Annotated in this window: 12 protein-coding genes and 1 pseudogene; 11 read left to right on the forward strand and 2 right to left on the reverse strand. The window is 35.9% G+C overall.

The genetic code is table 11. The features are described from left to right. Positions 1-38: 38 nt before the first annotated feature. Positions 39-1250 (forward strand): M20 family metallopeptidase, encoded by a 1212-nt coding sequence (locus tag JFU54_RS13485; protein WP_201064728.1) that lies wholly within the window; start codon positions 39-41, stop codon positions 1248-1250. A gap of 54 nt (positions 1251-1304) precedes the next feature. On the opposite strand, the gene JFU54_RS13490 is transcribed toward JFU54_RS13485, so the two are convergent. Further along, positions 1305-2387, reverse strand: a complete 1083-nt coding sequence (locus tag JFU54_RS13490) for a chitinase (RefSeq protein ID WP_002128633.1) — start codon at positions 2385-2387, stop codon at positions 1305-1307. Between the two features lie 270 nt (positions 2388-2657). Between JFU54_RS13490 and gabP the strand changes: the two genes are divergently transcribed. The 8 genes and pseudogenes from gabP to JFU54_RS13530 all read left to right on the forward strand — a co-directional run bounded on the left by gabP (position 2658) and on the right by JFU54_RS13530 (position 11666). Then, complete coding sequence (gene gabP / locus JFU54_RS13495) at positions 2658-4052, forward strand: GABA permease (protein WP_201064740.1); 1395 nt, start codon at positions 2658-2660, stop codon at positions 4050-4052. A 133-nt stretch (positions 4053-4185) separates the two neighbouring features. Then, complete coding sequence (locus JFU54_RS13500; protein WP_078175321.1) at positions 4186-4524, forward strand: hypothetical protein; 339 nt, start codon at positions 4186-4188, stop codon at positions 4522-4524. A 316-nt stretch (positions 4525-4840) separates the two neighbouring features. Next, positions 4841-5383 carry a DUF420 domain-containing protein gene (locus JFU54_RS13505; RefSeq protein ID WP_000228316.1) on the forward strand — a complete coding sequence of 181 codons (543 nt, stop codon included), beginning with the start codon at positions 4841-4843 and terminating at the stop codon, positions 5381-5383. Positions 5384-5500: 117 nt separating this feature from the next. Further along, a pseudogene (locus tag JFU54_RS13510) lies at positions 5501-6663 on the forward strand (iron-containing alcohol dehydrogenase). Between the two features lie 156 nt (positions 6664-6819). Beyond that, positions 6820-7572, forward strand: a complete 753-nt coding sequence (locus JFU54_RS13515) for a DeoR/GlpR family DNA-binding transcription regulator (RefSeq protein ID WP_002128628.1) — start codon at positions 6820-6822, stop codon at positions 7570-7572. Next, positions 7569-8480: a 1-phosphofructokinase gene (pfkB, locus tag JFU54_RS13520; RefSeq protein WP_201064743.1), complete on the forward strand. Its 912-nt coding sequence runs from the start codon at positions 7569-7571 to the stop codon at positions 8478-8480. Before JFU54_RS13515 ends, pfkB begins: the two co-directional genes overlap by 4 nt. Before the next feature lie 13 nt (positions 8481-8493). Then, complete coding sequence (locus JFU54_RS13525; RefSeq protein ID WP_088039976.1) at positions 8494-10353, forward strand: PTS fructose transporter subunit IIABC; 1860 nt, start codon at positions 8494-8496, stop codon at positions 10351-10353. Positions 10354-10700: 347 nt separating this feature from the next. Continuing rightward, entirely contained in the window at positions 10701-11666 is a 966-nt protein-coding gene (locus tag JFU54_RS13530) for a 3D domain-containing protein (RefSeq protein ID WP_078185574.1), read from the forward strand. A gap of 62 nt (positions 11667-11728) precedes the next feature. On the opposite strand, the gene JFU54_RS13535 is transcribed toward JFU54_RS13530, so the two are convergent. Further along, positions 11729-11974, reverse strand: coding sequence for a hypothetical protein (locus tag JFU54_RS13535; RefSeq protein WP_002014695.1), 246 nt, complete (start codon positions 11972-11974; stop codon positions 11729-11731). 182 nt (positions 11975-12156) lie between these two features. On the opposite strand from JFU54_RS13535, the gene miaA reads away from it, so the two are divergent. Both miaA and hfq read left to right on the forward strand, forming a co-directional pair. Then, positions 12157-13110, forward strand: a complete 954-nt coding sequence (gene miaA, locus JFU54_RS13540; protein WP_002142786.1) for a tRNA (adenosine(37)-N6)-dimethylallyltransferase MiaA — start codon at positions 12157-12159, stop codon at positions 13108-13110. 21 nt (positions 13111-13131) lie between these two features. Next, entirely contained in the window at positions 13132-13356 is a 225-nt protein-coding gene (gene hfq, locus JFU54_RS13545) for an RNA chaperone Hfq (RefSeq protein ID WP_000813896.1), read from the forward strand. The last annotated feature ends 21 nt before the right edge of the window (positions 13357-13377 follow it).

The raw sequence follows: 13377 nt of genomic DNA on the forward strand, positions 1-13377 counted from the left end.
TTTTTTATTTAAACTGTTAAAAAGAAAGGGGAATTTCTATGATAGAAACATGGCATAAAGAATTGGAAAGTTTATATAATCAAATGGTTTCGTGGCGAAGAGATTTTCATCAATACCCAGAGCTATCGTTTCAAGAAATAGAAACACCGAAAAAAATAGCTGGAATTTTAAAAAGTTTTCATATTGATGTGAAAACAGATGTCGGGGGGAGAGGGGTAATCGGCGTAATTGAAGGTGGAATACCTGGGAAGACGATGGCGCTACGTGCTGATTTTGATGCACTACCTATTCAAGATGAAAAGAAAGTTTCATATAAATCAAAGGTTCCTGGTGTAATGCACGCTTGTGGCCATGATGGACATACAGCAACACTTTTAGGAGTTGCAAAAATATTAAGTGATAACAGAGACCAACTTTCAGGAAAAATAGTCCTTATTCATCAACATGCAGAAGAGAAAGAGCCTGGCGGAGCAATTGCCATGATTGAGGATGGTTGTTTAGAAGGAGTAGATGTTGTTTTTGGTACACATTTATCTTCTCAGATGCCTTTGGGAATTGTTGGAACGAAAGCTGGAGCAATGATGGCGGCAGCTGATACTTTTGAAGTGAAGATTCAAGGGCGAGGCGGTCACGGCGGTATGCCACATCATACTGTAGATGCTATTATCGTTGCAACACAAGTTATTAATCAGTTGCAACTTTTAGTGAGTAGAAAAGTCGATCCACTTCAATCAGCAGTTTTAACAGTTGGTACATTCCATGCCGGGCAAGCCGATAATATTATTGCGGATACTGCTACGTTTACAGGAACCATTCGAACGTTAGATCCTGAAGTGAGAGAATATATGGAGAAGGAATTTAGACGAGTTGTTGAGGGGATTTGTCAGTCCCTTCATGCTGAAGTTAATATTCAATATAAACGAGGCTATCCAATATTAATAAATCATGTAGCTGAAACACGTCATTTTATGACGGTCGCGGAACACGATCTTGGCAAAGAAAGGGTCATGGAAGTACCACCTATTATGGGCGGAGAAGATTTTGCATACTACTTAGAACGTGTTCCAGGAGCATTTTTCTTCACAGGTGCCGGTAATGAAGAAATAGGGGCAACATATCCACACCATCATCCTCAATTCGATTTTGATGAACGTGCGATGTTGGTTGGTGGGAAGTTGCTTTTAAGTCTTGTGAATAGTTATTCAAGAGATGGAAAAGAATTTCTTCATCATGTAGAAGTGAAAAAGTAATTTACATAAATAAAAAACAACAATAGGTCATATAAAACCTATTGTTGTTTTTTATTATTTTTGCAAGGAAAGACTATCAAAATATGTTCTATAGTTATTAGAGAATTCAAAGTTGTTTTTTGCATCCCAATTAATAGACCAAGACATTAGGCCACGGAATGCAGGATAGCCACTCTGACTTGAAAGTTTATACTTTCCTCCGAAAGGAATTCCTTTAATGATATAATCTAAAGCTTTTTTCATTTCAGTTGGAGAAATATATCCGCCACTTGGAGCGGCCGCTGGTGCTGCAGGAAGTCCTATCATGACTTGATCCGAACGAAGAGGCGGGAAAATGTTATTTGCATTACCACCTACAGGAAAACCATGTAAGAGCATATCTGCCATAGCGACTTCGTAGTCTGCAGTACCTTGATTGTAGTTATTACCGTCCATTCCAATCCCGCTACCAGCGTTATAGTGTTGAACGTGAATGTATGTTAATTTGTCTTTCACTCCGTAAATAATCGGTAAATATGCACCCCAGATGCTTCCATATGCGCTATAGCCGCCTTGAACATAAGCTGTTTCAGGAGCCATGCTTAATAGAAAATTTGGACCATAATGATCTGAGATTGTCCGAATAGCCGAAATAAGATTTACGATTTGAGGAGTCGTTGGGTTTTTGAAATTAGTGTCATTACCGTTTAAGTAAATTCCTGATTCAAGGTCAATATCTATTCCATCAAAACCGTATTTATCAATTAGAGATTGTATAGAATTAATAAAACGTTGCTTAGCGGCATTATCAGGAAGTAAAACGACCCCATTTTGTCCACCTATTGAAAGAACTACTTTCTTTCCTTTACTTTTTAAATAAGCAATATCTGATTTGAATTCTGCATCTGTACCATACACAGGAGAAAATTCAACAGTGGAACGATCACCACCAGTTTCACCGAAAGATACATTGAGTACATCCCACTTTGGTGAAACGTCTCTTAATTTAATAATGCCAGTACCGTTATCAAAGTTATGCCAGTATCCAACGAGTAATTTTGATCCTAAATTGTTTGCTGCTTGTGCTTGAAAGGGAGCTAGCGGTAGCAGTAAGAAAATTACTAAAGTACAACAAATGAATTTGAACTTGTTTAACATATCAACACTCCTATACAAAAAGTTGTCTAGATGTATAATCTTGTTTATTTAATGATATCTGAAAATTCTTTCTCTTGTAAGGTGACTATAATTTTCTCAACAATTGTGTATGGGAAATTATTAAACCTAATGAAATAATTTTTGAAGGAGGTCGAATTACGATTGTTAAATTCAGAATATTTTGATATATTTTAAAGTATAGGATAAGATTTTTCACATAATACTCTTACATAAATTTCAAAATTAAGTTTGGAAGGGGATGTACAAGAGTTGGATAAAAATCTTAAGAAAGACCTCAAAATACGCCACATTACAATGATTTCCATTGGTGGCGTAATAGGAGCTGGTTTGTTTGTTGGAAGTGGTGCGGTTGTGCATTCAGCAGGTCCAGGTTCTATCGTTTCATATGCATTAGCAGGACTTCTAGTTATTTTCGTTATGAGAATGCTAGGAGAAATGGCAGCTATTAATCCGACAAGTGGTTCATTTGCAACATATGCAAGAGAGGCAATTGGTCCATGGGCAGGTTATACAATTGGGTGGCTATATTGGTTTTTCTGGGTAATTGTTATTGCAATAGAAGCTACAGCAGGTGCTGGTATTATTCAATACTGGATTCCAGAAATCCCACTCTGGTTATTAAGCCTAATATTAACGATATTATTAACGTTGACGAATGTTTTCTCGGTGAAATCATTTGGAGAATTTGAATATTGGTTTTCATTTATTAAAGTAATAAGTATTGTTTTGTTCCTTTGTCTTGGACTAGCTGTTATTTTAGGATTTGTATCAGGAACGGAAGCACCTGGCACTTCGAATTTGGTAGGTCAAGGAGGATTTATGCCAAATGGTATAAGTTCGGTGTTACTTGGAATCACCGTCGTTATATTTTCATTTATGGGATCTGAGATTGTTGCAGTGGCCGCTGGAGAGTCTGCCGAACCTGTAAAGGCAGTCAAAACAGCAACAAATAGTGTAATTTGGCGTATTCTCGTATTTTTCATTGGATCGATCGCTGTAGTTGTTACACTCCTTCCGTGGAATTCGGCGAACATACTAAAAAGCCCATTTGTGGCGGTACTGGAACATATAGGGATACCAGCGGCAGCGCAAATTATGAATTTTATCGTTTTAACAGCTGTACTTTCTTGTTTAAATTCGGGTTTATATACGAACTCAAGAATGCTTTTTTCAATGGCAGAAAGAGGAGATGCGCCAAAGGCATTTTTGAAATTGAATAGTAGTGGTGTTCCAGTTCGGGCGGTTTTATTTGGAACTTTCTTTGCTTACATTGGAGTTGTTTTTAGTTACATATCTCCAGATAAAGTATTTTTATTTTTAGTGAATGCATCTGGCGGGATTGCGTTACTCGTTTATCTCGTTATAGCAGTTTCACATTTCAAGATACGTAAAAAAATGGGGAAAGCGGAACAACAAAATTTGAAAGTGAAAATGTGGCTTTTTCCATATGTAACATATGTTACAATTGCTGCGATTATAGCAGTTTTAGTTGCCATGCTCGCAATTGAATCTTTACGTTCACAAGCGCTTTTAACAATGCTTGTTACTGTTCTTATAATAATTTCTTATTTTATTTTTAATAGAAATAAAAATAGTACATTGTTGAATCCTAAAAGTAAGAATGAGGAATCTGTTCGATTCTAATTTCTTGTTTTAGAAGAGAGTTACACCCAATCATTGCTATAAAAGAATCATATATAATCATAGAAACAAGTAATTACTATTGTCATAGTGAATATAAACTTTTTTCTTGACTTTTTATATGAAGGCGAGCAAAATGGTAAAAAAGGAAGGGGGGATGACGATGGAAGAGTACGTATTAGAGCTGTATAACTTTTTATATACGACAGAATGGCAAGATATTGTTTCATTTCTAGGAATAATGTTTTGTATGAAAATTGTAATTGTATATATGGAAGAGCAAGGTATGTTCTATTCCTTCTCATCTCCGTTCGATGTGCAGCGCGAGCCGTTGCCAAACTATGCCAAGGTAAATTACGAACAATTTCCTTTTGTGATTTTCTTTATGATTCGATTTATAACAGCAATTGTAAAGAAAAAGGAAAGTGACGATGAAGAGTGCCACTCAACTTGTAATATAGCGACTGCTTTTTAAGCTAAATACAAGGAGGAGATTTATATGTGGTTTCGATTTCTTATGATTGGTTTCTTTTCATTAACAGCAATTTCATTAATGGGATATCAAGTGTCTGAAATATATCAAGCGTATAGCAGTACGTTTTTTAACAAAAACTAATTACATTGCTATTTAAATAATAAAGCGATAAAATCCTTCTTAAGAAGTTTTATTAAGAAGGATTTTTTCTTTGCTTTGTCTTACTGTGTCAAACTATTGTCACATTTACACTGTGAATAATATGTTAAAATAGTGAGGTTACGTATACATATTTGAAGGAAGAGGAGTGACCATTTTGGTGGATCAATCAACTAATCAGAAAAGCTATGCTCCTATTGTGATAACGCTTTCTGTAATTGTAAATGCGATTATTTTATTTTTGTTCTTTGGACCTGTTGGCTATGAAGGAGAAGTACATTTTGATGTAACAATTTTACCAATGTTAAATGCAATTTTTAATAGCTTTACGTTCGTATTCTTATTAGCAGCTTTATACTCTATTATTAAGAAGAATGTGAAAATGCACCGTGGTTTCATCCTAGCAGCATTTACAACGACGTTGCTATTTTGTGTTTCTTATTTATCGTATCATTACTTGGCGCCAGCAACACATTTTGGCGGAGAGGGATTCATTAAATATGTGTATTTCATCATTTTAATTACACATATTATCCTAGCAGCAATTATTGTACCGCTTGCATTGTTTGCACTTGTGTTTGGTTTTACGAATCAATTAACACGTCACCGTAAAATTGTACGTTGGACGATGCCGATTTGGTTATATGTAAGTTTATCTGGTGTTATTGTTTACTTAATGATCTCACCTTATTATCAATAAAAAAATCTCAGCCTGTAGGCTGGGATTTTTTTATTAGGCAAATATTTTTGTGAAATGAAAAAATTGTGGTATACAAAAGTATAGTTGCTTTTTATATAGAAGGGATGGTAAAAATATATGCAAAATTTTGTATTTCGTAATCCGACAAAACTTATTTTTGGTAAAGGTCAATTAGAGCAGTTAAAAACGGAAATTCCACAGTTCGGTAAAAAGTTCTTCTCGTATACGGGGGAGGCAGCATTAAAAGAAATGGTATTTATGATAATGTGATTTCTATTTTAAAGGATATAAATGCGGAAGTATTTGAGTTGACAGGAGTTGAACCGAATCCTCGTTTATCAACAGTAAAGAAAGGGATTCAAATTTGTAAAGACAATGGAGTCGAATTTATTTTAGCGGTTGGCGGAGGAAGTGTAATCGACTGTACGAAGGCGATTGCTGCTGGTAGTAAATATGATGGAGATGTATGGGATGTTGTAACGAAAAAAGCATTTGCTAGTGATGCATTACCATTTGGTACGGTACTTACGCTTGCGGCAACAGGTTCTGAAATGAATGCTGGTTCTGTCATTACAAACTGGGAAACGAATGAAAAATATGGCTGGGGTAGCCCAGTTACTTTCCCGCAGTTTTCGATTTTAGATCCAGTTCATACTGCATCTGTACCGAAAGATCAAACAATTTACGGTATGGTAGACATTATGTCGCACGTATTAGAGCAATATTTCCACCATGGAACAAATACAGAACTACAAGATCGTTATTGTGAATCTGTTTTAAAAACAGTAATTGTAACAGCTCCTAAGCTTTTAAGTGATTTAGAAAATTATGAGCATAGGGAAACCATTTTATATTGCGGTACTATGGCGTTAAACGGCATTTTAGCGATGGGAGTAAAAGGAGACTGGGCAACTCATAATATTGAGCACGCAGTTTCTGCGGTTCATGATATACCACACGGGGGTGGCCTTGCAATTTTATTCCCGAACTGGATGAAGCATGTTGTAGATGAAAATGTAAGTCGTTTTAAACAGTTCGCTATTCGTGTATTCGATGTAGAAACAGAAGGGAAGACGGATCGAGAAATTGGGTTAGAAGGAATTGAGGCGTTACGTCAATTTTGGACTTCAATTGAAGCTCCAGTAACATTAGCTGATTACGCTATTAGAGAAAGTGAAATTGACTTAATGGCGGATAAAGCGATGGCTTATGGTGAATTCGGTAACTTTAAAAAATTAAATAAAGATGATGTTCTTGCAATTTATAAAGCTTCTTTATAAGTGAAGCGAGAGAAGAAACCTATTTGATTGTTGTATCAAATAGGTTTCTTTTTTTATTTATAACCGGTTTTGATTGATAGTGATTATTTTTGACTGTTTATGGTTGATTTTTGTGATCGTTTTCATTATACTGTAATCAAAGAAGAGGTGAATAAAATGTTAACTCCTGAACGTCATCAAATGATATTGCAACTTGTAAAAGAGCAGAAGGTTGTTAAATTACAACAATTAGTTGAAAGAACAGAAAGCTCTGAATCGACAATTCGTCGTGATTTAGCACAATTAGAAAAACAAAGGTTATTAAAAAGAGTTCATGGTGGTGCCTCTGTTTTAACAGGAAAAGGACAGGAGCCAACGATGATTGAAAAATCATCCAAAAACATTCAAATAAAACAACAAATTGCCAAGTATGCGGCTAGTATTGTTGAACAAGGGGATTGCGTTTATTTAGATGCAGGAAGTACAACATTTGAAATGATTCCATTTTTAATAAATAAAGATGTTACTGTCGTAACGAATGGACTTATGCATATTGAAGCTTTAGTTGAAAATAATATTCGTGCGTATTTACTAGGCGGGATGATGAAGAGTAGGACGAAAGCTTTAATTGGTGCTATGGCACAGGAAAGTATGCAAAAGTACCGTTTTGATAAATGTTTCTTAGGAGCAAATGGTGTACATGAACAGCTTGGTTTTACAACTCCAGATCCAGAAGAGGCACTTTTAAAACAAATGGCATTAACATTTGCGAACGAAGGATATTTCTTAATTGATGAAAGTAAGTTCTCAGAAGTTGCATTTGCGAAAATTGCCAATGTTGAAGAAGCGAATATTATTACAAACCATTTAGAAATTGATTTAGAAAAATATAAAAGACAAACCAATGTAATTGAGGCTGATAAACAATGATCTATACAGTTACTTTAAACCCATCTATTGATTATGTAGTACAAGTTAATTCCTTCGATTTAGGCGCAGTAAATCGAGCAGAGAAAGATATGAAATTTCCTGGAGGGAAAGGCATTAACGTTTCTCGTGTTCTTCATCGTTTAGGTGTTGAAAATGTAGCGCTTGGATTTACTGGTGGATTTACCGGTCGATTTATTAAAGATGTATTACAGGCGGAAGGTGTAACAACAAACTTCGTCCAAGTAGACGGTGATTCCCGAATTAATGTGAAAATAAAAGGGCAAGAAGAGACAGAATTAAATGGGCAAGGTCCTAATGTGACAAATGAACAATTTGAACAATTAATGAAACAAATCGAAAGTATGAGGCAGGGAGATTGTGTTGTACTAGCTGGAAGTGTACCGGCGTCTATCTCAACTACTTTTTATGAATCAATCGCAGCGCTCGGAGCTGAGAAAGGTATTCGTGTAGTAGTCGATGCAAGTGGAAGTGCGCTGCAGCATGTAATTAAAAATAAACCATTTTTAATAAAGCCTAATCATCATGAACTTGGTGAGTTATTTGGAGTAGAGATTTCAACAGTAGAAAATGTTTTACCGTTTGGAAGAAAATTAGTTGAACAAGGTGTAGAGCATGTTATCGTATCAATGGCTGGAGATGGGGCTTTATTATTTACGGCACAAGGTATATATGAAGCAACTGTTCCAAAAGGTGTTGTAATTAATTCGGTTGGGGCCGGAGATTCTCTCGTTGCAGGATTTGTAGGTAAATATGAACAGACAAAAGATATTGAAAAGGCATTTCAATATGGCGTTGCAACAGGGAGTGCAACAGCATTTTCAGCTGATTTATGTGAAAAAGAAAAAGTAGAAGAATTATTGTCGCAAGTAATTGTAACTAAGCGATAGGGGGAAGTAACATATGAAAATTACAGAACTATTAAAAAGGGATACAGTTATTATGAACTTGACAGCTTCAAATAAAGAAGCTGTCATAGATGAATTAGTTGAGAAATTAGACGGAGCAAATCGTTTAAATAGTAAAGCTGAATTTAAAGAAGCTATTTTAAAGCGGGAGTCACAAAGTACAACTGGCATAGGGGAAGGGATTGCTATACCTCATGCGAAGACGAATGCCGTTAAACAACCATCGATTTGTTTTGGTAGAAGTGTAAGCGGTATCAACTATGAGTCGCTTGATGGACAGCCTGCACATCTGTTTTTTATGATTGCTGCGAGTGAAGGGGCGAATAATACTCATTTAGAAACGTTATCTCGTCTCTCTACGTTATTGATGGATGAAGGGTTCCGCAAGCAATTATTAGAAGCAAAGGATGAGGATGAGCTTCTCCGTTTATTTGATGAAAAAGAGAATGAAAAAGAAGACGAAGAAGTTGAAGTAGCAAAGCCAGAAGGGAATGAGCCATACGTATTAGCTGTTACAGCTTGTCCGACTGGTATCGCTCACACATATATGGCTGCGGATAGTTTGAAAGCAAAAGCAGCAGAGTTAGGAATAGCGATTAAAGTTGAAACGAATGGATCAACAGGTGTTAAAAACGATTTAACGAAAGAGGACATTGAACGCGCAACGGCTATTATTGTAGCTGCAGATAAACAAGTAGAAATGAATCGTTTTGCTGGGAAGCATGTCATTCAAGTACCAGTCGCCGATGGGATTAGAAAAACTGAAATCCTTCTTAATCGAGCTATAAAACAAGATGCACCAATCTTTAAAGGGGTAAAAGAGGATGGGAAGGCAGAAAATGTAGAGAAAGAAAAAGGGCTAGGAATTTATAAGCATTTAATGAGCGGTGTAAGTAATATGCTTCCGTTCGTTGTTGGTGGTGGAATTTTAATTGCACTAGCGTTTTCGTTTGGTGGTATAAAAGCGGAAGGTCCTTTAGCTGAATTGTTCATGTCTATTGGGGGAGGAAAAACAGGTGCGTTTTTATTCCTTGTACCAATCTTAGCTGGATTTATTGCGAGTTCTATTGCTGATCGTCCTGGTTTTATGCCTGGTGTTGTAGGTGGGTTTTTAGCAGCACAAGCGAATGCGGGATTTTTAGGTGGATTAATTGCAGGTTTCTTAGCTGGATATGTTGTTTTAGGATTGAAAAGATTATTTTCAGGATTACCAGTACAGTTAGAAGGAATTAAACCTGTTTTGTTATATCCAGTCTTTGGATTGTTGATTACAGGAGTTGTTATGCAAAAAGTAGTAAATCCGCCTGTAGTAGCATTAAATGAAATGTTAACAGGATGGTTAAATGGTTTGAGTGGTACGAATGCTATATTATTAGGACTTATTTTAGGCGGTATGATGGCAATTGATATGGGTGGTCCAATTAATAAAGCGGCATTTACATTTGGTATTGCTGCAATAGAAGCACAGAATTTTGGAGTGCACTCAGCAGTTATGGCTGGTGGTATGGTACCGCCACTTGCGATTGCATTCGCAACCACATTCTTTAAAACAAAATTTACAGAAGCAGAACGTAAATCTGGTTTAACAAATTATATTATGGGAGCATCGTTTATTACAGAAGGTGCGATTCCATTTGCAGCTGCCGATCCGGTTCGAGTAATAGTAAGCTGTGTTGTTGGTTCAAGTATCGCGGGTGCCTTATCTATGTTATTCCAAATTACATTGCCGGCACCGCATGGTGGATTGTTTGTTATCGCATTAGTGAATAAACCGTTGCTATACATTTTCTCTATATTAATTGGGACGATTGTTTCAGCTATTATGATAGGTGTTTGGAAGAAGAAAGTTAAATAAAAGATAAAAAGGGACAGCTAATAGGAGTTGTTCCTTTTTCGTTACAAAAAGTAATTTAATAATTGGATTATGACGGATTTTGGTAAAAGATGTAATGAAAAGTGATTTTTTTGTAACAAAAAAGTAATACTGTAATTTTTTCTGGAAAAAATTCTTATACTAATTTGTGAGAAATATATGAAAACTATTGCTAATTTTGGTAGAAATACAATTTTTAAATATGGAAATTTATGTTACAAATCATTAATCGTTTATTACGAATGCTTTGTAATTGTGTGATTTTCGAAATTCTACAAAAAACTGTTGCTATAATGAGAACACGAAAACAAAGCAAATGGAGGCTATTCATGAAAAAATTATTAGGTATAGCAACAGCAGCAGTTTTTGGTCTTGGGATTTTTGCAGGTTCTGCTAAAGCGGAAACGATTGTAACAACAGATGTATTAAACGTTAGAGAAAACCCAACTGTAGAATCAAAACTTGTAGGTAAAATGTTAAGTGGAAATAAATTAGATGTTATAAATACAGAAAACGGATGGTCCAAAATTAAATTAGATGGTAAAGAAGCTTTTGTAAGTGCTGAGTTTACGAAAAGTTCTTATTATGTAACAGCAAACGTATTAAACATTCGTGCTGGAGCGAATACTGATTCAGAAATTCTTGGCACGCTTAAAAAAGATGACTTGATTGAAACGACAAATCAAGTACAAAACGAATGGTTACAATTCGAATATGGCGGGAAAGCGGCGTATGTTCACATACCATTTTTAACAGGTACAGCACCTGTTATTGAAAGAAAAGAAGTTCCAGCTCAAGATGAAGCGCCAACTAAGGTGAAAACGGCGGTTAAAAATGATACATCAGTTAAGGAGAAAGCGCCGGCTAAAAATGATACGGCAGTTAATGGAAAAGAATCAGTTAAAAGTGGAGCATCAAGTAAACCAGTAGCGCAAGCGAAGCCGGCAACTAAGCCAGTGGCAAAACCTACTGAAACAAGTGAACCTGCTGGTCGTGAAATAACAGTAGAAGCGACAGCTTACACAGCTCACCCGAGTGAAAATGGCACATATGGTGGTCGTGTGTTAACTGCGATGGGGCATGATTTAACAGCGAATCCAAATATGAAAGTTATTGCTGTTGATCCGAAAGTAATTCCTCTCGGATCAAAAGTGTGGGTGGAAGGATATGGAGAAGCAATTGCTGGAGATACTGGTGGCGCGATTAAAGGAAACCGTATTGATGTTTTAGTTGGTTCAGATAGCACTGCTGATAGTTGGGGTCGTAAATCCGTTAAAGTGAAAGTTATAAAATAATTTATTAAAATAAAAAACGGCTGCTTAAAAATGTCTAAGCGGCCACTTTTTTTATATAAGAATTATTGAAAAGGGTAAATTGTTTTACCTGTAATAATTTTATACGCGGTGCAAAATTGAGTTTGCATATACTCTGTATTTTTATTTTCTGGATGTAACGTTGTTTCTTGAAGAGTAGAATGAAAGGAACGTAGTAAACAATTTAGTGCGAAGTATAATTCTTCTTGTGAACAATTTTGTTCTTTTGTAGCAGTAGCTAAAATAAGGTCTTTTATTAATAATGGAAAATCGATAGTCGCTTGTTTCATAGTCATTGCACCCTCTCCGAGCTATTTTTTATCATGTATATGCAGAATTGGACAAGCTATGCTCTTTTTTTTTGTGTAATTTCATGTACTGGATTCAAAGAACTTGCAATCATGCCGTTAAAATTGGTAAGATTGGGTATAATCAATAGATGGAGTATATTACATAAAGAGAGTTGAATGATATGGGAGAAGTGCAACGTGAAAAAGTTGCTGTCATCATTGGGCCAACTGCTGTCGGAAAGACGAAATTAAGTATCGATCTTGCAAAAGCGTTGAATGGTGAGATTATTAGTGGTGATTCCATGCAAATTTATCGTACGATGGATATCGGGACTGCAAAGGTGACGACAGATGAGATGGACGGAATTCCACATTATATGATTGATATAAAAGATCCGGAAGATTCATTTTCTGTGGCGGAATTTCAAGAAAGTGTCCGTAAGTGCATTCGAGAAATTACAGAGCGTGGGAAATTACCAATTATTGTTGGTGGAACCGGTCTCTATATACAATCTGTTCTATTCGATTACCAGTTTACAGATGAGGCTGGGGACGCTACATACCGAGAACAGATGGAAAAGTTAGCATTAGAACACGGTGTGGAATATGTACATAAAAAGTTGCAAGAAGTAGATCCAGAAAGTGCGGAGCGTATTCATGCCAATAATGTAAGGCGTGTTATTCGGGCGTTAGAAATTTTTCACACGACGGGTGAAAAAATGAGTAACCAGCTCGAAAAACAAGAAAATGAGTTACTGTACGATGTTTCATTAATTGGCTTGACAATGGATCGAGAAATGCTATACGATCGCATTAACTTACGTGTTAACCTAATGATTGAACAAGGTTTATTAGAAGAAGTAAAAGGTTTACATGAAAGAGGAGTGCGAGATTGTCAATCTATTCAAGCGATTGGTTATAAAGAGATATATGATTATTTTGAGAATCGTGTATCTTTAGAAGAAGCGGTATCACAATTAAAGACGAATTCACGCCGTTATGCAAAACGTCAATTAACGTGGTTCCGTAATAAGATGGATGTCGCGTGGTTCGATGTTACTGATGGTGAAAAAACGTCAGAAATTTTACGATACATAGAAGGAAAGCTACAACTAAAGTCGAATAATAGTAAGTAGAGAAAAAGAGGAGGATTCGACATGAAGCAATCAATCAATATTCAAGATCAGTTTTTAAATCAACTCCGTAAAGAGAATACGTTCGTTACGCTGTACTTATTAAATGGTTTCCAGCTTCGTGGATTAATTAAAGGATTTGATAATTTTACAGTCCTGCTGGAAACAGAAGGTAAGCAACAGCTTATTTATAAACATGCAATTTCTACATTTGTACCACAAAAAAATGTTTCAATTGAATTAGAGTAGTAATGAATTATTGTACATAAC

Origin of the sequence: Bacillus sp. TH19, assembly GCF_016651075.1 — a bacterium.
Lineage (GTDB): Bacteria > Bacillota > Bacilli > Bacillales > Bacillaceae_G > Bacillus_A > Bacillus_A mycoides.